General features: G+C 36.8%; 21 protein-coding genes. 13 read left to right on the forward strand and 8 right to left on the reverse strand.

The window, feature by feature from the left end:
• Nucleotides 1-6: 6 nt before the first annotated feature.
• Both AP75_RS10810 and AP75_RS10815 read right to left on the reverse strand, forming a co-directional pair.
• Nucleotides 7-1,011, reverse strand: a complete 1,005-nt coding sequence (locus tag AP75_RS10810) for a cytochrome d ubiquinol oxidase subunit II (protein ID WP_088264665.1) — start codon at nucleotides 1,009-1,011, stop codon at nucleotides 7-9.
• Nucleotides 1,008-2,351 (reverse strand): cytochrome ubiquinol oxidase subunit I, encoded by a 1,344-nt coding sequence (locus AP75_RS10815; RefSeq protein ID WP_088264667.1) that lies wholly within the window; start codon nucleotides 2,349-2,351, stop codon nucleotides 1,008-1,010. The genes AP75_RS10810 and AP75_RS10815 overlap by 4 nt, the downstream gene beginning before the upstream one ends.
• 309 nt (nucleotides 2,352-2,660) lie before the next feature.
• Here AP75_RS10815 and gyrB point away from each other — a divergent pair, with 309 nt between their 5' ends.
• The 3 genes from gyrB to AP75_RS10830 all read left to right on the forward strand — a co-directional run bounded on the left by gyrB (nucleotide 2,661) and on the right by AP75_RS10830 (nucleotide 6,401).
• Nucleotides 2,661-4,595 (forward strand): DNA topoisomerase (ATP-hydrolyzing) subunit B, encoded by a 1,935-nt coding sequence (gyrB, locus tag AP75_RS10820; RefSeq protein WP_088264669.1) that lies wholly within the window; start codon nucleotides 2,661-2,663, stop codon nucleotides 4,593-4,595.
• Nucleotides 4,596-4,681: 86 nt separating this feature from the next.
• Nucleotides 4,682-5,491 carry an RsiV family protein gene (locus tag AP75_RS10825; protein ID WP_158212078.1) on the forward strand — a complete coding sequence of 270 codons (810 nt, stop codon included), beginning with the start codon at nucleotides 4,682-4,684 and terminating at the stop codon, nucleotides 5,489-5,491.
• 58 nt (nucleotides 5,492-5,549) lie between these two features.
• The gene (locus AP75_RS10830; protein ID WP_031503991.1) at nucleotides 5,550-6,401 is read left to right on the forward strand and encodes a diacylglycerol/lipid kinase family protein; all 852 of its coding nucleotides are present in this window, start codon (nucleotides 5,550-5,552) and stop codon (nucleotides 6,399-6,401) included.
• Nucleotides 6,402-6,412: 11 nt separating this feature from the next.
• Here the strand turns inward: AP75_RS10830 and ggt are convergent, their stop codons facing one another.
• On the reverse strand, nucleotides 6,413-8,098 hold the full coding sequence (ggt, locus tag AP75_RS10835) for a gamma-glutamyltransferase (RefSeq protein WP_031503989.1): 1,686 nt from the start codon (nucleotides 8,096-8,098) through the stop codon (nucleotides 6,413-6,415).
• Between the two features lie 154 nt (nucleotides 8,099-8,252).
• On the opposite strand from ggt, the gene AP75_RS10840 reads away from it, so the two are divergent.
• The 6 genes from AP75_RS10840 to AP75_RS10865 all read left to right on the forward strand — a co-directional run bounded on the left by AP75_RS10840 (nucleotide 8,253) and on the right by AP75_RS10865 (nucleotide 12,821).
• Entirely contained in the window at nucleotides 8,253-9,215 is a 963-nt protein-coding gene (locus AP75_RS10840) for an NAD-dependent epimerase/dehydratase family protein (RefSeq protein WP_088264673.1), read from the forward strand.
• Nucleotides 9,216-9,221: 6 nt separating this feature from the next.
• A complete protein-coding gene (locus tag AP75_RS10845; protein ID WP_031503988.1) occupies nucleotides 9,222-9,974 on the forward strand; it encodes a polysaccharide deacetylase family protein in 753 nt (250 codons plus the stop codon).
• Between the two features lie 116 nt (nucleotides 9,975-10,090).
• The gene (gene rpsF / locus AP75_RS10850; RefSeq protein ID WP_031503986.1) at nucleotides 10,091-10,432 is read left to right on the forward strand and encodes a 30S ribosomal protein S6; all 342 of its coding nucleotides are present in this window, start codon (nucleotides 10,091-10,093) and stop codon (nucleotides 10,430-10,432) included.
• Nucleotides 10,433-10,457: 25 nt separating this feature from the next.
• Nucleotides 10,458-10,760, forward strand: coding sequence for a 30S ribosomal protein S18 (gene rpsR, locus AP75_RS10855; RefSeq protein WP_031503984.1), 303 nt, complete (start codon nucleotides 10,458-10,460; stop codon nucleotides 10,758-10,760).
• Between the two features lie 70 nt (nucleotides 10,761-10,830).
• Complete coding sequence (gene rplI / locus AP75_RS10860) at nucleotides 10,831-11,349, forward strand: 50S ribosomal protein L9 (protein ID WP_031503982.1); 519 nt, start codon at nucleotides 10,831-10,833, stop codon at nucleotides 11,347-11,349.
• A 98-nt stretch (nucleotides 11,350-11,447) separates the two neighbouring features.
• Nucleotides 11,448-12,821: a chloride channel protein gene (locus AP75_RS10865; RefSeq protein WP_031503980.1), complete on the forward strand. Its 1,374-nt coding sequence runs from the start codon at nucleotides 11,448-11,450 to the stop codon at nucleotides 12,819-12,821.
• Nucleotides 12,822-12,850: 29 nt separating this feature from the next.
• Here the strand turns inward: AP75_RS10865 and AP75_RS10870 are convergent, their stop codons facing one another.
• On the reverse strand, nucleotides 12,851-14,371 hold the full coding sequence (locus AP75_RS10870) for an FMN-binding glutamate synthase family protein (RefSeq protein WP_031503979.1): 1,521 nt from the start codon (nucleotides 14,369-14,371) through the stop codon (nucleotides 12,851-12,853).
• A gap of 244 nt (nucleotides 14,372-14,615) precedes the next feature.
• Here AP75_RS10870 and AP75_RS10875 point away from each other — a divergent pair, with 244 nt between their 5' ends.
• The 3 genes from AP75_RS10875 to AP75_RS10885 are packed head-to-tail and all read left to right on the forward strand — an operon-like array spanning nucleotide 14,616 to nucleotide 16,548.
• Entirely contained in the window at nucleotides 14,616-15,290 is a 675-nt protein-coding gene (locus AP75_RS10875) for a DUF4197 family protein (RefSeq protein WP_088264675.1), read from the forward strand.
• A gap of 39 nt (nucleotides 15,291-15,329) precedes the next feature.
• Nucleotides 15,330-15,635 carry a DUF493 domain-containing protein gene (locus tag AP75_RS10880; protein WP_031503977.1) on the forward strand — a complete coding sequence of 102 codons (306 nt, stop codon included), beginning with the start codon at nucleotides 15,330-15,332 and terminating at the stop codon, nucleotides 15,633-15,635.
• Nucleotides 15,636-15,654: 19 nt separating this feature from the next.
• A complete protein-coding gene (locus AP75_RS10885; RefSeq protein WP_031503976.1) occupies nucleotides 15,655-16,548 on the forward strand; it encodes a TIGR01777 family oxidoreductase in 894 nt (297 codons plus the stop codon).
• Here the strand turns inward: AP75_RS10885 and AP75_RS10890 are convergent.
• From AP75_RS10890 to AP75_RS10905, 4 genes are all read right to left on the reverse strand, one after another.
• Nucleotides 16,545-16,892, reverse strand: coding sequence for an ArsC/Spx/MgsR family protein (locus AP75_RS10890; protein ID WP_031503974.1), 348 nt, complete (start codon nucleotides 16,890-16,892; stop codon nucleotides 16,545-16,547). The two genes, AP75_RS10885 and AP75_RS10890, sit on opposite strands and share 4 nt — an antisense overlap.
• A gap of 73 nt (nucleotides 16,893-16,965) precedes the next feature.
• On the reverse strand, nucleotides 16,966-17,580 hold the full coding sequence (locus AP75_RS10895) for a deoxynucleoside kinase (RefSeq protein ID WP_088264677.1): 615 nt from the start codon (nucleotides 17,578-17,580) through the stop codon (nucleotides 16,966-16,968).
• Between the two features lie 47 nt (nucleotides 17,581-17,627).
• Nucleotides 17,628-18,485, reverse strand: a complete 858-nt coding sequence (locus AP75_RS10900) for a hypothetical protein (RefSeq protein ID WP_242589806.1) — start codon at nucleotides 18,483-18,485, stop codon at nucleotides 17,628-17,630.
• A gap of 24 nt (nucleotides 18,486-18,509) precedes the next feature.
• Nucleotides 18,510-19,532 (reverse strand): glutaminyl-peptide cyclotransferase, encoded by a 1,023-nt coding sequence (locus tag AP75_RS10905; RefSeq protein WP_031503971.1) that lies wholly within the window; start codon nucleotides 19,530-19,532, stop codon nucleotides 18,510-18,512.
• A 114-nt stretch (nucleotides 19,533-19,646) separates the two neighbouring features.
• Here AP75_RS10905 and AP75_RS10910 point away from each other — a divergent pair, with 114 nt between their 5' ends.
• Complete coding sequence (locus AP75_RS10910) at nucleotides 19,647-21,278, forward strand: M1 family metallopeptidase (RefSeq protein WP_088264679.1); 1,632 nt, start codon at nucleotides 19,647-19,649, stop codon at nucleotides 21,276-21,278.
• The last annotated feature ends 442 nt before the right edge of the window (nucleotides 21,279-21,720 follow it).

Raw genomic sequence — 21,720 nt, forward strand, 5'->3', positions numbered from 1 at the left:
TTAAAACTACCTTCGTTGTCTGCTGAAAGAGAACATCAAATAAAACAAAAACGGTAGAATAAACATTGAACCCAACACCAAAGCCCAACCCAAAGCAGAAATAGTTTTCGCAGAAGCCGCATGTTCTAGCAAAGAAAGATGCTCCCCGTTTCCGAGAAGAATTAAATTTGGATTATGCTGATATGTCGCGGCAACCAAAATCATCACCACCTGAAAACCTGCTAAAACCCTCACCGGAAATAACTTTTCACGTTTCATCGCTCTTAAAATTAAAAACAAACAAATCGTAGCAGAAACTGACGCAATAATTCCGATTGGTTTCGAGAAAACCCAAATCAGCAAAGGAATATTGGACAAATAAGCGGTAATAAAAACTAAAATTCCGGTGATGACCACAAAAATCATGGTTTGTTTAGATTTTTTTATCATTAAATTCAATTCAAGCCTGTCGCTGGTTTCTCTTAATGCAAAAACCGAAGCCAGATAAGCGCAGATAGAAACCGTAAAACATCCTACTGCAACGCCAAACCAATTCAACCAGCTGAAGATATATAAATCTAGAAAATTCGTAGCTTCCGGATTGATAGCATGTGAAATCGTAGCCGCTGCGATTAGTCCTAAAAAAAACGGAGTAAGCAAACTGGAATAGTAAAAAATTTGAGTATAAACTTCTTGCCAATCGTCTTTCACCGCGTCGTAATGCCTGAAAGTAAATGCCGTTCCGCGTGCGATAATTCCCAAAAGCATCAAAACCAAAGGAATATGCAGATAAATGGAAAGCGTAGTATAAATTTCCGGAAACCCTACAAATAAAATCACAATTGCAATAATCAGCCACATGTGATTGGCCTCCCAAACAGGCGCAATGGATTCATACATAAGATTTTTCGTTTTGGTACGATTGCTTTTTCGGGTAAAAAGTTCCACAATTCCCGCCCCAAAATCTGCTCCGCCAAAAATAATATACAGACAGATCGAAAGCCATAGAAAACCTATTACAACGTAGATCATGATGGTTTGTTTTTAGAATTAAACTGTGGGTCGGTAGGATCGTAAAGTTTCGGAACCATTTGAATCTGTCGCCTTAAAAGAAAAATAATAATGCACGACAACGAAACAAAAATCGCGGTGAAAAAATAAAAAGAATATTGAATTCCCGGCATCGGAGTTACCGCATCAGCAGTTCGCATGATTCCGTAAATAATCCATGGTTGACGACCAACTTCAGTGACCGTCCAACCAGCTTCCAATGCAATATAACCAAAAGGCGTTGCAAACATGAACATTTTCAAAAGCCAATTTTTGGTGAGCCAATGTTTTTTAAAAAATAGTGCAAACAAATAAATTCCACCAATTATAATCATCACCACGCCAAAGAAAATCATGATTTGAAAAGCATAGTGAACCACCGCAACCGGCGGCCATTCGTCACGAGGAAAATCTTTCAAACCTTTCACTTCCGCATTAAAATCATTGCTGACCAAAAAACTCAAAACTTTCGGTATTTTTAATGCATTTTTAATTTCACCTTTTTCTTCATCCGGAATTCCTCCAATCACGAAAGCTGCACCTTTTTCTGTTTCGAAATGAGCTTCCATCGCAGCTAACTTGATCGGTTGTCTTTCTGCTACCGATTTCGCAGCTACATCACCACTCAATGGCGCTCCGAATGCGCCAATCAAGGCAAAACCCGCAGCAATTTTGAATGCTTTGGTATGAAACTCAATATTTTTCTTTTTTAAAATTAAATAGGCATGAACACCAGCAACCGTAAATCCGGTTGCACAAAAAGCCGCAACCGTCATGTGAAATGCCTGTGGAAACCAAGCCTCATTGAACATTGCTTTGATCGGATCGATATTTTGATATTGCCCGTCGATATAATCGAAACCTGTTGGCGAATTCATCCACGCATTGGCCGCCACAACTAAAATTCCGGAAGCTAAACCACTAATGCCAACCAGAAATCCACAAAACCAATGAAACCATTTGTTGAATTTTTCCCATCCGTAAAGAAAAAATCCCAATGCAATGGCTTCAATAAAAAAAGCAGTCCCCTCCAATGAAAAAGGCATCCCGAAAATAGGACCTGCGTGTTTCATAAATCCAGGCCAAAGCAAGCCCAATTCAAAGGAAAGCATGGTTCCGGAAACCGCGCCTGTCGCAAACAAAATCGCCACCCCTTTACTCCAAGCTTTGGTAAGTCCTTTGTAGACGAGGTTTCCGGTTTTCAAATATTTCCAGTGAGCAAATGCCATCAGAAATGGCATCACCATACCAACACAGGAAAAAATAATGTGAAAACCAAGCGACATGGCCATTTGAGAACGCGCTGCAATGAAATCATCCATAATTTTGAAATTTTGGGTCAATAAAAGTAAACATTAACCTTCAATAATAAACATGATTTATCACAGTTATTTTCGATTTTAATTGATATTTTTTGTTTATTTTTTAAATAATTAAAGCTAAAAATCATCTTTCGAAAAGAAAGGTTTTGTTGTGGAAAACTTCTTGTGTTTTTTGGGAAGAATTAACTTTTTTACCTCGAAAAAAATCACGATATTTGTAAGCATTTTTAAAGAAAAACAACAATAAAAAAGAGGAATAAAAGTATCTGAAATTTCGATTTCGGAATCTTTAAAGAATCTATAAAAAATATGAGCAACAAACAATATACAGCAAGCAGCATTCAGGCATTGGAAGGAATGGAGCACGTGAGAATGCGTCCGTCCATGTACATTGGTGATGTAGGTCTTAGAGGACTTCACCATTTGGTTTATGAAGTAGTAGATAACTCTATCGATGAAGCTTTAGCAGGCTATTGTGACTCGATTACCGTTACCATCAAAGAAGGTAATGCCATAGAAGTAACCGATAACGGGCGTGGAATCCCAGTAGATTTACACGAAAAAGAACAAAAATCGGCTTTGGAAGTCGTGATGACGAAGATTGGTGCAGGAGGAAAATTTGATAAAGATTCCTATAAAGTTTCCGGAGGTCTGCACGGAGTTGGGGTATCGTGTGTGAATGCACTTTCTAATGTAATGATTACCACAGTTTACCGTGACGGAAACATCTACCAACAAACCTATTCTAAAGGTAAAGCACAAACCGAAGTAACCGAAATTGGACACAGCGACAAAAGAGGAACCAAACAATTCTTCCAACCCGATGATACCATTTTCACCGAATTAGTTTACAATTACGATACTTTAGCGAGCAGATTAAGAGAGCTTTCTTACCTAAACAAAGGTATTACGATCACTTTAACTGATGAAAGAGAAAAACTGGAAGACGGAAGTTTCAAATCTGAAATCTTCCACTCTGAAGGCGGTTTAAAAGAATTCGTAGAATTTATCGACGGTAACCGCGAATCGATCATGAGCAATGTGATCTTCATGGAAGGTGAAAAAGATGATATCCCGGTAGAAGTTGCGATGCGATACAACACTTCTTATAACGAAAATCTTCACTCATACGTCAACAATATCAACACCCATGAAGGTGGAACTCACCTAGCCGGTTTTAGAAGAGCTTTAACGAGAACTTTGAAAAAATTTGCTGACGAATTAGGAATCCCTGCTAAAGAAAAAGTAGAAGTTACCGGTGATGACTTTAGAGAAGGTTTAACTGCCGTGATTTCAGTAAAAGTAATGGAACCACAGTTCGAGGGACAAACCAAAACCAAACTCGGTAACTCCGAAGTTTCGGGAGCGGTAGATAAAATCGTAGGCGAAATGCTTACCAATTTCTTGGAAGAAAACCCTAACGAAGCGAAAATCATCGTACAGAAAGTTGTTTTAGCAGCAAAGGCAAGACAAGCAGCGAAAAAAGCAAGAGAACTAGTTCAAAGAAAATCCCCAATGGGCGGAAGCGGACTTCCCGGAAAACTTTCTGATTGTTCATCGAAAGATCCGGAAATTTCCGAATTATTCCTCGTGGAGGGAGATTCCGCAGGTGGTACAGCTAAACAAGGCCGAGACCGTCATTTCCAGGCAATTCTTCCTTTAAGAGGTAAAATTTTGAACGTTGAAAAATCAATGCTTCACAAGGTTTATGACAATGAAGAAATCAAAAACATCTACACCGCTCTTGGCGTTTCTGTAGGTACTGAAGAAGACTCCAAAGCACTCAATATTTCCAAACTACGTTATCACAAAATCGTGATTATGACCGATGCGGATATTGATGGATCGCACATTTCTACGTTGATTTTAACGTTCTTCTTCCGTTATATGAAAGAACTCATCGAAAACGGATACATTTATATCGCACAACCACCACTCTATTTGTTGAAAAAAGGAAACAAAAAAGTGTACGCCTACAACGAGAAGGAGCGCGAAGACCTTACTTCGGAAATGGCTCCGGACGGAAAAGGTGTGGAAGTTCAACGATACAAAGGTCTTGGGGAAATGAATCCTGAACAACTTTGGGAAACTACATTGAACCCAGAAAATAGAATCTTGAAACAAGTTACCATTGAAAGTTTAGCCGATGCTGACAACGTCTTCTCGATGTTAATGGGCGATGAAGTACCTCCAAGAAGAGAATTCATTGAGAAAAATGCAATCTACGCAAAAATTGATGTTTAAAATGAAAATTTAACATATTATCTCAATAAAACCGTTCATTTTGGACGGTTTTTTGCTCAAAAGTTTAATCATCAAACACCATGAAAATGAAGAAAACTTTAATTATTACTTCCGCCGCATTTTTATTATTTTTCAGTTGTATAAAAACTGAAAAACAAACATCAGAAAAATCCGTAAAATCCGATTCTACAGTAGTTTCCACACCAGTTTTCGCAATCGATTCCGTAAAAGTTACCGATTCTTTGAAGATCGATAAAAATCTTTCCACAATTTTCCAATCGAAAGCGTTGGTTTTCCCAAATATTTCGAATAAATCGGTTCTCGACAGTGTATATGCACCAATCAACATCAAATTGGAATCTTATTCAAAAGATCAAATTCTGGAAGCTCTCGAGAAGCAAAAAACAGATTTTTTCCAGAATTCTAAAGAAAACATTACTGATTGGAAGCCTGATTTTGAGCAAACCTGGGATCAAACTTCCGACATGAAGCTGTTTTCCAAAATGGACGATTTCATAACCATTCAATATACTGCGAGTGGCTATACCGGTGGCGCACATGGCTATTACAACGAAATTTATAAAGTTTTTGATTTAAAAACGAACAAAACTCTGCAGCTTTCTGATATTTTGAAAGTTCAAGATGCGGAAATTTGGAGCCGTATTTTGATGGATCATTTTCTAAAAAATGATTTAGAAAAAGGACAGGCAGCAGCGCTTTTGGTAAAAGAAATACCACTGAATAACAATTTTTACTTCGACAAGGAATATCTTTATTTCCTTTATAATCAATATGAAATTGCCGCATACGCCGCTGGTCCAGTTCTCATAAAAATTCCGCTTTCGGAAATAAAACCATTTTTAAACGACGAGTTCAAAACGAGACTGAAACTTTAATAAAAAATAGAGAAGCCTGATGAAACACCATTTTATCAGGCATTTTAATCTTATTCTTATGGAAAAAGTCGCCTTCATCATCAATCCTTTTTCAGCGAAAAAAAATTATCAACCTTTTCTGGATGCACTCTTAAAAAAAGTTGGAAATCCGATATATTACATTTCAGAATCCATTGAAGGCACTTTCGATTTTATACGTGAAAACTTCGACAGGGTCGATATTTTCGTGGCAGTTGGTGGCGACGGAACCATTTCTACCGTTGCTCAAAAATTAATTAATACTGACAAAATTCTGGCAATTTTCCCTGCTGGTTCCGGCAATGGATTTTCAAATGAAACCAATTTTTCCAAAAATTTAAATCAACTTTTAGATAAAATTAAAACAAAAAATTCCAGAAATATTGATACATTTTTAGTCAACGACAAACTGTCGATCAATGTTTCAGGAACTGGTTTCGACGGAAAAGTAGTTAAGGAATTCGAAAAAACGGAGCGTGGTTTCAAAAATTATATTAAAGTTTCTATCCAAACTTTTTTTAATTATAAACCGATCAAAGTAAAATTCATCACCGAGAATTATAAACAATACAACGGAAAATATTTGATGCTGAACATCGCAAATACCCGCCAATTCGGGAATAATGCATACATCGCTCCGAAAGCGAGCAAAAGTGATGGCTTGGTAGATTTGGTTCTGGTGAAGAAATTTCCACTTACCTATTCGCCATTTTTCGCATTTCGAATGTTCACAAAACGCCTCAGAGACGACGATTATGTAACCTACTTACCAGTTTCGGAAATTGTATTTAAGGTTTCCACAAAAAATTGGCATCTTGACGGAGAATTCAACAAAATAAAATCTCCGGTTCACATCAAAGTATTACCGAAAAGTTTGAGAATTTTGGTGTAATTAGAAATTCCTTATTCTGTAGCCACCGAATCATCGCCACGTCCATCTGCTACAGCGGTTGCGTTTCCGTTTTCGTTGATTACAATTATTTCGGTTTTCCCAATTTGGTTAATTCTGTCAAATTTATAATTTTTACTTTCTAAAGCTTTAATTGTGCTTTCCGGAAAACCTTTTTCAACCGCAATCGTTTCAGGAAGCCACTGATGGTGAAATTTCGGAGCATTCACTGACAAATTTGGATTCAGTTTAAAGTCAAGAACATTCACAATCGACTGGTAAACCGATGTTGGAATGGTAGTTCCGCCCGGTGTTCCCACGACAATATAAGGTTTACCATTTTTCAGGACAATCGTTGGTGTCATCGAGGAAAGCATTCTCTTTCCGGGTTCAATTTTATTAGCTTCACCACCAACTGCCCCAAACATATTCGGCACTCCCGGTTTTATGGAAAAGTCGTCCATTTCGTTATTTAAGAAAAATCCGGCTCCTTCGACCACAACTTTGCTTCCGTAATATCCGTTCAGTGTAGTGGTCACCGAAACTGCGTTGCCTTCTTTGTCAATGATAGAAATATGCGTAGTTTCGGTAGATTCTTTCGGTTGAGGGATAATTTTTCCGACTTCGGAACTTGGTGTTGCTAGATCTTTGTTGTAAGATTTCCAACGATTTTTCAAATAAGCATCGGAAATTAACATTTGTGTTTTATCCTCTATAAAGTTAGGATCACCCATAAATTCGGCTCTATCGGCAAAAGCGCGTCTTTCTGCTTCCACCATAATTTGAACTGCTTCTGCAGAATTTTGTTGGTATTTTTCAAGGTTTTCGTAGCTCGCCATTTTTAGCATTTGCGCTAATAAAATTCCGCCACTTGAAGGCAAAGGCATTGATACCACTTCGTTTCCTTTATAATCGAAAGTAATCGGTTTTCTTTCGGCCACCTTATAATTTTTTAAATCGTTTAAAGTGATAATTCCGTTTCCGCGTTTCATCTCGGCAACGATTAATTCCGCTGTTTTGCCTTCATAGAAACCTTTCTCCCCATATTTTTGAATTCTTTTCAGTGTTTCTGCTAAATCTTTTTGCACCAAAACATCGCCTTGTTTCCAAGGTTCATTTTTTTGGAAAACCGATTTTATTTTATTGTGTTCATTAAAATGTTTCATTTGGTCATTCAACAAACTGGCTTCTTTTTCAGTAATGGCAAACCCTTGTTCAGCCAAGTCTATCGCAGGTTGAATCAACTTTTCCATCGGAAGTTTTGCGTGTTTCAAAGTCGCATAAAATCCAGCGATCGAACCCGGAACGCCGGCGGCTAATCGTCCGTATTGCGAAAGAGTGGTATTTGCTTTTCCGTTTTTGTCGAGATACATATCTCTAGAAGCCTTTGCAGGAGCGGTTTCCCGAAAATCGATCGTGAATTTTTCGCCATTATTTTTTACACCAACCAAAAAACCACCACCACCGATGTTCCCGGCTTGTGGATAAACAACCGCCAATGCGTATTGTGTTGCAATTGCAGCATCGAAAGCATTACCCCCCATTTTCATCATTTTTGCGCCCGCTTCACTCGCGAGTGGATGTGCGGAAACCACCAATCCTTTATTTTGGGTATGAATTTCTTTAATAATATTAAAATCGGTAAACTGTGCAAAAACAGCATTAGCAGAAAATACAAGTAGGAAAAGTGATTTTTTCATAATGGAAATTTCAACAAAAATACAGAAAAAAGGGCTTTACGATTAAGTATTGTAGTAGAATAAAGTTTTAACATTGATAATTATTTACAAGTTTCATCACCGGTAATTGCTTAAAATTTTTAAATTTGCTTAACTGTAAATCTAAATTCACAAAATGGAATCCTACACGGAAAAAATTCTTATCACAGGTGCTCTCGGACAAATTGGAACAGAACTTACCAATTGTTTGGTTAAAATTCATGGTGCAGAAAATGTAATTGCTTCCGGGCTCGATCGCTGGGACAAAGACTTAACTTCTGCAGGATTTTATGAAAGAATGGATGTAAGCAATACCCAGCTCGTTCGCCAAATTGTAAAAGATTATGAAATTACCACGGTTTATCATTTGGCGTCATTGCTTTCCGGAACTTCCGAGAAACAGCCACTTTTTGCATGGAAACTGAATGTAGAACCATTATTGAATTTCTGCGAAATGGCAAGAGAAGGAATGTTGAAGAAAATTTTTTGGCCAAGTTCCATCGCTGTATTTGGGAAAGGAATTCCGAAAGAAAATGTAGGTCAAGATGTAGTTTTGAATCCAACAACCGTTTACGGAATTTCGAAAATGGCGGGAGAAAAATGGTGCGAATATTACTACGATAAATTTGGTGTAGATGTAAGAAGCATTCGATATCCTGGTTTGATTTCCTGGAAAACTCCTGCCGGTGGAGGAACAACAGATTATGCTGTAGAAATTTTTTACGAAGCAGTAGAACAAGGAAAATACACCAGTTTTATCTCTGAAAATACAGCAATGCCGATGCTTTATATGGACGATGCCATCAATGCAACTCTGAAATTAATGGATGCGCCAAAAGAAAATTTAACTGTTCGAGGTTCTTATAATCTAGGTGGATTGTCGTTTACACCAAAAGAATTGGCCGAAGAAATCAAAAAAGAAATTCCGGATTTCGAGATTGATTATCAACCGGATTTCAGACAGGCAATTGCAGATTCCTGGCCGGCTTCAATAGACGATTCCATTGCCAAAAAAGATTGGGGATTAGCCTACGAATTCGATATCACTGCAATGACCAAAGACATGCTGAAAAACCTCAAAATAAAACTTGGAAAATAATTTTTAATGATTTTACTAACCTTCAACATCATTAATCATCATCGGAAATTCAGAAAAAACGAGCTGATTAATGATGACAAAATTTTAAAAATCACTGAAAACAACGTCTCCTCCATTCTGCGGATTTTAGAAAACCATCATGTTTTAGCTTCATTTTTCATCGAGATTTCTCTCGTAGAAAAAGTGAAACCTTTGATAAAAAAAATCGTGAGCAAAGGTCATGAAATCGCATTGTACAATGACAATTCGGAAATTTCGGAAATAGAAACGGTCAAAAGAAATACGGAAGATTTCATTGAAAAAATTATCCGTGGAATTCGGCAGAAAGATGTTACTGTTTCTGTAAATGACCTGAAAAATTTAGAATTCAGTTACGTCTCGAATATTGAAAACGCCAATATTCTTTTTCCATTCAAAAGATTGAAAAGAAGCACTGAAATCTTCGAAGAAAATGGTTTGAGCATTATCCCTGAAAGCATTTCGCCTTATTCGCAAATTCCCTATAATGATTTTGTTTTTCAGGTAGTTCCGCTGAAATTCTACCAAAATATGGTTGTAGAAACGATTAAAAATGAGGATTTTGTCCTTATATATATGAACTCTTGGCAATTTACCGATTTACAAAAATACCGTTTTCAGGTTCCTTTTTACAGAAAATACAATTCCGGAAGAAAAATGGAAAACAAGTTGGAAAATTTCTTGCAATGGATGAACGAGAATGACTTTGCATTTTCTAGGATGAAGGATTTTGTGTTTTGATTTTTAAATAACATGAAAATTCTTTATTTTCATGTTTATTATATTGAAATCTTGTGACTTTCAGAAAAAAATATTACTTTTGCACCTCGAAATAATTAACAAATTTATTTAACATTATGAACAATTACGAAACTGTTTTCATTTTAACTCCCGTTCTATCTGACGCACAGGTGGAGGAAGCAGTAAAAAAATTCGAAGATCTTTTGACTTCAAACAATTGCGAAATCGTTGCCAAAGAAAATTGGGGACTTAAGAAATTGGCTTATCCAATCCAATTGAAAAAGAATGGTTTTTACACTTTAATCGAATTTAAAGGCGAAGGAAGTGTAGTTGCAGATTTAGAACTTGCTTTCAAACGTGATGAAAGAGTTATCAGATTCTTGACTACTAAATTAGACAAGCACGCTGTAGACTACGCAGTAACAAGAAGAAACAAAGTGAAAACTGCAAAAGCTTAATTTTAACCCTATAAAATTTACAACAATGGCAATAGATGATATGGCTAAACAAGCCTCTGCTGGAGGTGAATCTGAAGTAAAATTTCTTACTCCACTAGATATTAATACAAAATCTGAAAAAAAATACTGTAGATTCAAAAAATACGGAATCAAACATGTTGATTATAAAGATGAAAAATTCCTTCTTCAGTTCGTAAACGAGCAAGGTAAAATTTTACCAAGAAGATATACAGGAACTTCTTTGAAATACCAAAGAAAAGTTTCTGCTGCAATCAAAAGAGCAAGACACCTTGCTTTGATGCCTTACGTAGCAGATTTATTAAAATAATTATAAAACAAAATAGTTGTTGGTTGTTTTACATAAACGCCTAACTTCTAAATAAAAAAGGACAACAACAATGGAAGTTATTCTAAAAAAAGACGTAGAAAACTTAGGATTAGAGTTTGATACAGTAAACGTAAAACCAGGGTATGCAAGAAACTACTTGTTACCACAAGGTTTAGCTCTTTTGGCTACTCCAAAAAACAAAGCAAATCTAGAGGCAACTTTAGAAGCTAGAAAAGAAGAAGAAGCTAAATTGATCGCAAACGCAAACGCTATCGTTGAGCAATTGAAGAAAACAAGCATCACAATCGCTACTAAAGTTGGTTCTGGTGATAAACTTTTCGGATCGATCAACAATGCTAACCTTTCTGAAGAATTGGCGAACGCAGGTGTGAATGTAGACAAAAAATACATCAAAATCCCTGGAAATACCATCAAGAGAACTGGTAGAGTAATTGCAATCATCAGACTTCACAGAAGTGTAGAACACAACTTCGAATTCGAAATCGTTTCTGATGCTCCACCAGCTCCTGCAGCTCCGAAAGCCGCTCCAGCTAAAAATGTTGAAGAAACTCCTGCTGAAGAAGCGTAAGAATTTTCATAATCATACAATATCCGGTAATTTTTTACCGGATATTTTTTTTGCGATAGATTTTACGATCTTAATTTTAAAAATGATAATTTTGTGATATGCTGTCAATCATTGATTACGTAAGACAAAGTTTAAAAAAATCATTCGATAATCTCCACAACGAAAAACTGAAACACAACCTGTTGCAGGCGATTCCGTTTTGGATTGCATCCTTGATTACGGGGGTATTCGCTGTTTTATATGCCAAAATATTCACTTGGGGCGAACAACTCATGAACTTTATTTTCGATTGGAATCCGTTAATGATTTTCATCATCGCGCCCGTTGGTTTTGTGGTGTCGTGGTGGCTGGTAAAAGAATTTGCACCTTACGCAAAAGGCAGCGGAATTCCTCAAGTAATGGCGGCTGTAGAATTAGCAAATCCAAAAGAAAATAGAAAAATACGCCAATTATTAAGCTTAAAAATCATCATTTTTAAAGTTTTGTCAAGCGTAGCTTTGGTTATTGGTGGTGGTGCGGTCGGTCGTGAAGGTCCAACGATTCAAATTGCAGGATCCGTTTTCCGGAAAGTCAATGAATATCTCCCCGATTGGTGGCCAAAGATTTCAAAGAAAAACATGATTATGACCGGTGCAGCGGCAGGTTTATCAGCGGCTTTCAACACTCCTTTGGGAGGAATTGTGTTTGCGGTGGAAGAACTTGCAAAAACGCACATCAACTACTTTAAAACAGCGCTTTTTACTGCGGTAATTATTGCAGGTTTGATGGCACAAACTTTAGCAGGTTCCTACCTTTATCTTGGTTACCCGAAAACCTCAGACGTAAGTCTTACCATTATGTTTCCTGTCATGTTGGTTTCCGGAGTTTCAGGAATTTTTGCCAGCCAACTTTCAGTTTGGATGTTGAAAATTAGTGCTTGGAAAAAAAGACTTAAAACCAACAGTGCAAACATTATTTTTCTTGTAATTTCAGCATTAATCATTGCTTCACTCGCCTATTTTGTAAACCGAGAAATATTAGGCTCCGGAAAAGAAATTATGGAAAGAACGCTTTTCAGCGAAAACAAGCACGAAGATTGGTACATTCCTATTTTTCGAATGATTGGCCCAGCTCTTTCATTTACATCCGGTGGTGCAGGAGGAATTTTCGCGCCTGCTCTTTCCGCCGGAGCTAGTATCGGCTCTGTAATTTCAGGATGGATTCACTTATCACCAAACGAAACCAATGTCGTAATTCTTGCCGGAATGGTCGCCTTCTTGACGGGAATTACTCGCGCTCCATTTACCTCAGCCATTATTGTTCTTGAAATGACCGATCGGCACTCTTTAATTTTTCATTTAATGCTTGCCGGAATGGTTTCGTCACTCATTTCATTGATGGTCAGCAGAAAATCTCTCTACGACTCATTGAAAATTTCGTATTTGGAAGAAATTCGCAGCAACGAGGAACTCAATAAAAAATCCGATAAATAATTTTACCGGATTAATTTAATTAGTTTGAATTAATAAGTCGTTGACTTCTGTTTTACATTTCCTAAAATATCCGGGAAATACACATCCGAAAGATGCTCAAATTCATCGCCTCGCATAAACATGGAAGCATCAACTTGGTCATAAGAATCTTTTCCGGCTGCGGCAATAAGTTCGTTGCAAGTGTGCAAAGTATTCTTGTGGAAGTGATAAACTCTCTCACTTTTATCAGTTACATCTAGTCCTTTGATGAGCATTTTATCTTGTGTAGCAACTCCGGTCGGACAATTATTAGTATTACATCTTAATGCCTGAATACAACCCAACGCAAACATAAATCCTCTCGCGTTATTGCACATATCCGCACCCATCGCAACGGCACGAAGAATATCTAAACTCGTCAACACTTTTCCACTCGCGATCACGCGAAGTTTGTTTCGAAGATTAAAGTTGTTCAAAGTTCTATTTACAAAAATTAAAGCTGGTTCCAAAGGCATCCCTACTCCATCTGAAAATTCTGGCGGAGCAGCTCCAGTTCCTCCTTCTGCTCCATCGATGGTGATGAAATCTGGGTAAATTTTAAGAACATTCATTTGAACGCAAATATCTTCAAATTCTTTGGTATCACCGATACAAAGCTTGAATCCTACAGGTTTTCCGCCAGATAATTCTCTTAATTCCTGAACGAATTTCAGCAGTCCTGCCGCATCTGAAAATGCGGAATGCGACGGTGGAGAAATAATCGTCATTCCTGGTAGAACGTGTCGAATTGCAGCAATCTCGGGAGTGTTTTTAGATCCTGGTAGTACTCCGCCATGACCTGGTTTTGCTCCTTGGGAAATTTTAATTTCAATCATTTTCACATTAGGAATAGTGGCATTTTTCTTGAAAATTTCCGGTGAAAATTTTCCTTGTTCATCTCTACAACCGAAATAACCGGTTCCGATCTGCCAGCAAAGATCGCCCCCTTCCAAGTGGTATGGTGAAATTCCTCCTTCACCGGTATTATGATAAAAATTTCCTTTTTTTGCACCGCGATTTAATGAAATTTGAGCCCGATCACTTAACGATCCGAAACTCATCGCTGAAATATTGAATAAAGAAGCGTGGTATTTTTGGGTACATTGTTCGCCTCCAACCCAAACTCTCGGCAATTCTTCTTGGGGAGATTTGGCATAGATAGAATGTTTAATTCCCTCATATTTTCGTTGGTTTACTTCCAGCTGAGTACCAAATGGAACGGTATCGCTGATGTTTTTTGCTCGGCGATAAACCGCGGAACGCTGATTTCTTGGGAATGGTTTTCCATTGGTTTCTCTTTCGATGAAATACTGTTGCATCTCCGGCGAAATTCCTTCAAAAAAATATCGAAAATACCCAATTACAGGGAAATTTCTGAGAATTGCATGCTTAGTTTGAAAACAGTTGTAAATCCCAATTGCATAAATGCAGGTCAGTAAAATCGGAATCCAATAATGCGCTTTGATGAGCAATGCCGTCGCCCACACCAATACAAGAATTACGATTCCCCAATTAATGAATTTGTCTCTCATTACATTAAATAAATTAAAGATTGACCCCCAAATTTAGGAATAATAAACCAAGTAAAAAAGCCGTTTCCAATAATTTGAAAACGGCTGATTTTAAATGAATTACCTTGCTCTATTTAGAATTCATTAGTACACAATGTTTTTTTTAACAGCTTAGAAAGCTATGCAGTATATTAGCTTTTCGAAATAGATAATTATTTGGCTTAATATTTGTCAAATATCAGGTCACATATAATAAATTTGCATCATGAAAAGAAATACAATATTAGTAGCGACCATGGTCGTAGCTACTTTGGGAACTACCACACAGTCTTGTGTAGCATTGGCTACATCTAGTGTGGGACTTGCTGTTCTAAAGCAAATACTTCTTGGCGGAATTACAAAAGGGCTGAACATTTTCAGTGACAAAGACAGCTTTCTCGCCAATCAATTAATTGAAGCAGCGATGCCACAAAACCTTAAGGATTTGAACAGTACGTTGCAGAAATTAGGTTTAAACAGTTTGGTTCAGAAAGAAAAAGAATACATCGCTCAGGCCGCGGCTTTTACCGTAGATGTTTCTCGACCAATTCTTACCAATGCTGTAAATAATCTCACTGCAGAAGATACTGCGCGTATTGTACAAGGTGGTAGCGGAACTGCAACCCAAATCCTAAAAGAAAGAACTTCCGAACAATTGATAGCGGCAATTGCCCCAAAAGTTGAACAGGAATTTAACAAATATGGTATCGTAAAAACCATCAATACAGCTTTGTCTGGAAGTAATCTCTTGGGAAGTTTATTGGGAGGAAACAAAAGCAATGTAAATGCAGGCGGATTGACTATGTTGGCTTCTGAACAGATTGTCAATGGATTATTCAATATTATAGAAGATCACGAAAAGCAGAACTCGGCAGCACTTCTCGGATCGCTTGGAAAATAATTTAAATTTTATTATATTTATATAAATTAATTAGCAAGAATGGACATATTACAAGGAAACCAGCACGCAAATCCTGAAGATTTTTATATTTCACTGAAAGAAAAACTCGAAGCAACCCACGATTTTCCGGGAGATTACCTCTTCAAATTCATTGTAACCAATGACGAATCGAAACATACCGAAATTTACCGAGTTTTCGATGACGTGAAATTCACCCTCACCACGAAAGATAGCAAGAACGGGAAATACACCTCTATCAGCATCAATGCATTTGTTCTCGATGCCGACCAAGTCATTAAAATCTACAAAGAAGTAGGTAAAATACCCGGAGTAATCATGCTTTAAGCAAAACTTAATTGGAAAAATGAATGTCTTAATCACGGGCGCAAGCGGATTCATAGGACAATCTTTAGTAAGTAAACTCAGAGAAGGAAATCACCATGTTAGGGTTTTGACCAGAGGAAATCCCACTCAAGAAAACGAATTTCAATGGAATCCAAATGAACAGTTCATTGATGAAAAAGCTTTAGAAAACCTCGATGCAATCATTCATCTCGCCGGTGCCAACATCAGCAAAAGGTGGACGAAAAAGTATAAAAAAGAACTTTTTGAAAGTCGCATCAACACTGCCAATTTGCTGAAAAAATATTGCCAGAAAAACAACATTCATTTAATAGCCTTTATTTCTGCATCTGGGGTCAATTGCTACGGAACTTTCACTTCCGATGAAATTCTTAACGAAGATTCGAGAATTATTCAAAATGATTTTCTATCTAAATTATGCGCCGAATGGGAACAAGCTGCCGATCAATTCTCGGATCTTTCCGATAGAGTTGTTTGTCTACGAACCGCTTTGGTATTGGGAAAAAACGGCGGTGTATTTCCTTTTTTAAGAAAAATTACCGATCTTAATTTGGGCGCCGCAATCGGTTCCGGAAAACAATGGATGAATTGGATTCATCTGGAAGATTTGGTAAATTTGTATGTCTTCGCACTTGAAAAACCAACTATAAATGGCAAATACAACGCGGTTGCAGATGATATCCCACCGAATAAAAAATTCATGAAAACATTGGCAAGAACGTTATGTAAATTTTTTATTTCCGTGCATGTTCCGGCTTTTTTGATCAAATTGCTGTTGGGTCAAATGAGCATCATCATTCTGCATGGAAGCCGCGTTTCCAACAAAAAAATCAAATCCGCTGGATTTGATTTTCAATATGATAAACTTCAAAAAACGTTTAAGACTTTAATTTAGTTTTCAATAAAGAAATTCACGTTTTCAATTGGTCTTGCAATCATCGCGACATTTCCTTTGATTAAAATTGGGCGCTGAATTAAGGATGGATTTTGCACCAAAACCTTTATCCATTCATCATCCGATAAATCCTGATTTGCAAATTTTTCCTTAAACAATGCTTCATTCTTGCGAATAAGTCCTTGAACATCAGTATTCAGCTTTTTGAGCACTGTTTTTAATTCGATTTCCGACAACGGATTTTCTATGAAATCAATGATTTCAAAAGGGACATTATTTTCGTCCAAATGCTCTAAAATGGCTCTCGATTTGGAACAATTATTATTGTGAAGAACTTTAATCATAATTTTCAGTCTTTTAAGGTTAAATTTATTCTCGAAAAACGTTCTTCATCAAAAGTTAACCTTCATTTTTCAACTAAAACAAACCATGCAGTTCTGTTTCAATTCTTTCGAGAATATAGCCGAAATCTTCCGGTCTTTCTACGAAATCCAAATCGTCAACTTCTATAATCAATAGTTTTCCTTCTTTGTAGCCCGAGATCCATTTCTCGTATTTTTGGTTGAGTTTAGAAAGATATTCTATGGAAATTGTAGCTTCGTAATCGCGGCCACGCTTATAAATTTTCTTTACCAAATTAGGTACATCGGACTTTAGGTAAATGAGCAAATCTGGTGCCGAAACAAAACTTTTCATCAACTCAAAAACTGCAGAATAATTTTTGAAATCGCGTTCTGTCAGAAGATTCATGTCGTTCAGGTTCTCCGCAAAAATGTGCGCGTCTTCGTAGATTGTACGATCCTGAATGATGTTTTTTCCACTTTCGCGAATTTCTTTCACCTGTCGGAAACGGCTTCCAAGAAAATAAATCTGCAACGCAAAACTCCATTTGCCCATATCCGCATAAAAATCTTCCAAATACGGATTATGATCTACATCTTCAAACTGAGCATCCCAACCGTAATGTTTTGACAACATGGTAGTTAAAGTAGTTTTTCCCGCGCCAATATTTCCTGTAACCGCAATATGCATTCTAATTATTTGTTTTAAAAGTTTTGTGAATGATGCCTTTCTGAAAGCTAAAAACCTCTATTATTTTTCGTTGGAATTTGCTTTTTTCTAGGCATTTTTTGGATGGGGTAAAGATAAAGTTTGTTGTCTCTGATAACAAAATAAGAAGCGCTGTTTTTATCCACAATTTGCGCATTTTCATCTTGAAAAATTGGATTCAATTCCTCATTTTCGAGCAGTAGAATTTCTTTTTGGGTGATTACCAAGATGTTCTGGTTCTCCCGAACGATTCTTCTCCCAGAATTGATCGGAATTTCTTTCTGCTTTCTTGCATTAAAATCGTATACAGTAAAGGTTTTTGAACTTAAAACATACACTTTTTGTTGATCAACTAGAAAGTCGATGATATTTTCGAAATCGATATCAAACGGATATGCGTTGATAATTTTATCATCCCTAAAATTGTATTTCAGCAAGCGTTTTGAACTTTCATCGAGGAGCCAAATTTGTTGCAAATCTTCATCAAAAACCATTTTGATCTGCCCGAATTTTTCCCGGAAATTAATCTTCTGAATCTCATTCAAATTCTGGTCAAAAAATTTCAACTCTTGGGCGTTCTCCGAAAAAGTAGGAATACTCAGCGGATTCTGCACCGATTGAATTTTGAAAGGCAAAGTGAGCAGCAGTTTCCCTTTCTGTTTTCCGAGCGAATCGTATTTGGTTAAGCTAAAATCTTTGTTTTTATAAAGATAAATATTCCCGTAATCATCGGCAAAAAGCTCTTTTATATCCTTTAATTTTAAAGAATCAAAAGGGAGTTTTTGCTGCGCAGAAACCGCGAAGAACGAAAACAATAAAAAGATAATTAAAATTCTCAAAACAATGATTTCATCAAATATAAAAAAATGACGTCGAAAAAACGTCATTTTAATCGGAATATTGTAAAGCTATTATTGAATGCTTACTTCGTAAATTTTGTCCCAATTTTTACCGGTTACCAACATATTTTCACCTTTGAAAGCAATTCCGTTCAGCACGTCATCTTCATTGGTGGTATGTTTCTGGGCAATTTCAGTGAAATCAAATTTCCCTACTACTTCCCCATTTGCAGGATTTATTTTCAGAATAATTGGTTTTTGCCAAACATTCGCGTAGATAAATCCGTTGTGGTACTCCAGTTCATTGATTTTTTCGTAAGCTTCGGTATTTCCGGCTACAGAAATATAACGTACGATTTTCGAAGGATTATTGGGCTCAAGGAAATAAATATTTTTAGTCCCGTCGGAAAGAATCAGGTTTTTACCATCAAAAGTTAATCCCCAACCTTCACCAATTAGGTTTGGGTAAGCAAATTCACTGATCAAACTCAAATCGCTTTTGTTGTAAATAAAGCCTTTCTTATTTTGCCACGTAAGCTGATACACTTTGTCTCCAACGATGGTAGATCCTTCCGAAAAAACATCGGCAGTTTGCGGCGTAGAAACAATCGGTGTAGTGCTTCCAAGATTGTATTTTAAAATTCTAGATTGTCCGTTTTGTCCGTCAGATTCGTAAATGGTGTTCCCTTCCAACTGAAATCCCTGAACGAAGTTTTTCGGATCATGTGGATATTCTTTTACAATGGTATAGCTTAATTTCGCCTCAGGGTTTTTAGCAAAAACATTTATGGTAGCGTCTTGGGAAATGATTTCACCGTTTTTCTTTTTGATGTTAAAAGTAACCGCATTATCACCTAAAGTGAAAAATTTCGGATCAACAACAAGACTTGAAGTTTCTTTGTCACCAAAACTGATAGAAACGCTTTCCGCATTGTCTGTAACCTCTTTCGGAAGCGCTAATGCATCACCAAAATGATATCCTTTGGTTTCCATCGAGAGGTTATATTCATTTAAAGTATTGAGAATTTCCTTGTCTTTGTTGCAGGAAACGAGTGCAGTAAAAGCCAGAACAGCAATTAGGTTTCTAATTTTCATTAAAAATATTTTTTTCAAAAGTACTGATTTTTTTGAACACAAATCGAGCCAAACAGGAAAAGCCATTGGCTAGCAAATAATATTTATCTTTGCTTCGTATTACCAATTCTGTTTATGAGAAAAATTACGCTGGTTGCTTCCCTTTTGTATTTCGGGATTGCAACATCACAAAACCTTTTTCCTAAAGGTGAAACCATTAAAAATGAAGATTCATTAAAAGGTTCGAACACTCCTTACCGCGATTTTTGGGATGTGAAAAAATATGAACTTTCCGTAGAACCCAATTTCGAGAAGAAGACGGTTTCGGGAAGCAATCTGATCAGTTTCGAGATTACGAAAGACATCAAGAATCCCACATTCCAAATCGATTTGCAACAACCGATGGAATATCAATTCATTGGACTAAAAAAATGCTTTACTCCGAAAAGAAAAGGCGATTTCATCTTTATTGAAACCAAGAAATCATTTAAAAAAGGAGAAAAATATACGTTCACTATTCATTTTTCAGGAAATCCGAAAGTTGCGAAAAGAGCACCGTGGGACGGTGGTTGGGTTTTCAGCAAAGACCAAAATGGGAATCCTTTCATGAGTGTTGCGCAAGAAGGTACCGGAGTTTCGCTTTGGTTGCCTACGAAAGACCTCTGGAGCGACGAGCCCGACCAAGGAATCGTAATGAAAATTATCACTCCAAAAGATTTGGTGGGTGTTGGGAACGGAAGATTGATTAAACAAACCCAAGAAAAAGACAAAAATACATTCACTTGGGAAGTTAAAAATACCATTAACCCTTATTCCATTGTTCCGAATGTAGGAAAATATGTAAATTTTAAAGACAGTTTCGATGGTGAAAAAGGAAAATTGGATTTAGATTACTGGGTGCTGGATTATCAGTTAGAAAAAGCAAAAAAGCAATTTCAGCAGGTAAAACCGATGATGCAGGCTTTCGAATACTGGTTTGGTGCTTATCCGTTCTACGAAGATTCCTATAAATTGGTCGAAAGCCCGTACTTGGGAATGGAACATCAGAGCAATGTAGCGTACGGAAACCAATTTGAAAACGGGTATTTGGGAAGAGATTTATCGGGAACGGGTGTTGGGTTAAACTGGGATTTCATCATCATTCACGAAAGCGGACACGAATGGTTTGCCAATAATATCACTGCGAAAGATCAGGCAGATATGTGGATTCATGAGAGTTTCACGGCATATTCCGAAACTTTGTTTACCGAGAAATATATGGATAAAAATGCTGCAGAAACCTACGTAAGAGGGACAAGACAGGCAGTGCAAAACGATATTCCGATTATTGGGAAATACGGCATCCGAAACGAAGGAAGCGGCGACATGTACTACAAAGGCGCCAACATGCTCCACACCATTCGCCAAGTGATTAACAATGATGAGAAATTCAGACAGATATTGCGTGGTTTGAATAAAGATTTCTACCACCAAACCGTTACTACCCAACAGATTGAAAATTATATTTCAACAAAATCCGGGATTGATTTTTCATCGGTTTTCGACCAGTACTTAAGAACTACGAAAATCCCGACTTTGGAATATTCGCAAACCGGAAACCAATTGAAATTCCGTTATCAGAATAGCGTTAAAAATCTGAAACTTCCTATCCGAATCAATGGAAACCAGGAGATTTCGCCCACGGAAGCATGGCAAACCATAACGCTGAAAACGGATGCTCCACTAAAATTTGACTCAAATTATTATATTAATTATTCCTCCTTGTAAATTAAAGCTCCAGTTAAGCCGGAAGTAATAAAGAAAAACGCGCAAGCATGGCGAATCATTTCTAAATTATTATTTATTTTTAAAATATAAAAATGAAGTGGATTTCATAAAAATTAAGCTGTAAAATGCTAAATACAATCTAACTACGAGATTTGGAAAAAACACCGATATATAAGCCCTTCTCCTACGCTGTTTATCAATAACAACCTGATCAGAACTTTTTTCAACTTTCTAAATCAACAGTAATGCAAACACAAGTAAAATCAATACATGAAATATTAAATAGTCTCTCCTTAAACCACTTATAATTTACTGATTATTAGTATTTTGGGTTTAAAATAGCTTGTTTTTTATTGCAAGAATTTGTATATTAGAGCTTTAAAACCTTGCAAATATGTTAGGAAAAAATCCAGAAAAACTGCCAGAATTATTCCGCCCGATG

The sequence above is a fragment of the Kaistella haifensis DSM 19056 genome, from assembly GCF_000735695.2.
Lineage (GTDB): Bacteria > Bacteroidota > Bacteroidia > Flavobacteriales > Weeksellaceae > Kaistella > Kaistella haifensis.

What these genes read in the sequence shown, in the direction of transcription:
- AP75_RS10810 (WP_088264665.1), bottom strand. Translation starts at nt 1,011, where the DNA reads ATGATCTACGTTGTAATAGGTTTTCTATGGCTTTCGATCTGTCTGTAT.
- AP75_RS10815 (WP_088264667.1), bottom strand. Translation starts at nt 2,351, where the DNA reads ATGGATGATTTCATTGCAGCGCGTTCTCAAATGGCCATGTCGCTTGGT.
- gyrB (WP_088264669.1), top strand. Translation starts at nt 2,661, where the DNA reads ATGAGCAACAAACAATATACAGCAAGCAGCATTCAGGCATTGGAAGGA.
- AP75_RS10825 (WP_158212078.1), top strand. Translation starts at nt 4,682, where the DNA reads ATGAAGAAAACTTTAATTATTACTTCCGCCGCATTTTTATTATTTTTC.
- AP75_RS10830 (WP_031503991.1), top strand. Translation starts at nt 5,550, where the DNA reads ATGGAAAAAGTCGCCTTCATCATCAATCCTTTTTCAGCGAAAAAAAAT.
- ggt (WP_031503989.1), bottom strand. Translation starts at nt 8,098, where the DNA reads ATGAAAAAATCACTTTTCCTACTTGTATTTTCTGCTAATGCTGTTTTT.
- AP75_RS10840 (WP_088264673.1), top strand. Translation starts at nt 8,253, where the DNA reads ATGGAATCCTACACGGAAAAAATTCTTATCACAGGTGCTCTCGGACAA.
- AP75_RS10845 (WP_031503988.1), top strand. Translation starts at nt 9,222, where the DNA reads ATGATTTTACTAACCTTCAACATCATTAATCATCATCGGAAATTCAGA.
- rpsF (WP_031503986.1), top strand. Translation starts at nt 10,091, where the DNA reads ATGAACAATTACGAAACTGTTTTCATTTTAACTCCCGTTCTATCTGAC.
- rpsR (WP_031503984.1), top strand. Translation starts at nt 10,458, where the DNA reads ATGGCAATAGATGATATGGCTAAACAAGCCTCTGCTGGAGGTGAATCT.
- rplI (WP_031503982.1), top strand. Translation starts at nt 10,831, where the DNA reads ATGGAAGTTATTCTAAAAAAAGACGTAGAAAACTTAGGATTAGAGTTT.
- AP75_RS10865 (WP_031503980.1), top strand. Translation starts at nt 11,448, where the DNA reads ATGCTGTCAATCATTGATTACGTAAGACAAAGTTTAAAAAAATCATTC.
- AP75_RS10870 (WP_031503979.1), bottom strand. Translation starts at nt 14,371, where the DNA reads ATGAGAGACAAATTCATTAATTGGGGAATCGTAATTCTTGTATTGGTG.
- AP75_RS10875 (WP_088264675.1), top strand. Translation starts at nt 14,616, where the DNA reads ATGAAAAGAAATACAATATTAGTAGCGACCATGGTCGTAGCTACTTTG.
- AP75_RS10880 (WP_031503977.1), top strand. Translation starts at nt 15,330, where the DNA reads ATGGACATATTACAAGGAAACCAGCACGCAAATCCTGAAGATTTTTAT.
- AP75_RS10885 (WP_031503976.1), top strand. Translation starts at nt 15,655, where the DNA reads ATGAATGTCTTAATCACGGGCGCAAGCGGATTCATAGGACAATCTTTA.
- AP75_RS10890 (WP_031503974.1), bottom strand. Translation starts at nt 16,892, where the DNA reads ATGATTAAAGTTCTTCACAATAATAATTGTTCCAAATCGAGAGCCATT.
- AP75_RS10895 (WP_088264677.1), bottom strand. Translation starts at nt 17,580, where the DNA reads ATGCATATTGCGGTTACAGGAAATATTGGCGCGGGAAAAACTACTTTA.
- AP75_RS10900 (WP_242589806.1), bottom strand. Translation starts at nt 18,485, where the DNA reads ATGACGTTTTTTCGACGTCATTTTTTTATATTTGATGAAATCATTGTT.
- AP75_RS10905 (WP_031503971.1), bottom strand. Translation starts at nt 19,532, where the DNA reads ATGAAAATTAGAAACCTAATTGCTGTTCTGGCTTTTACTGCACTCGTT.
- AP75_RS10910 (WP_088264679.1), top strand. Translation starts at nt 19,647, where the DNA reads ATGAGAAAAATTACGCTGGTTGCTTCCCTTTTGTATTTCGGGATTGCA.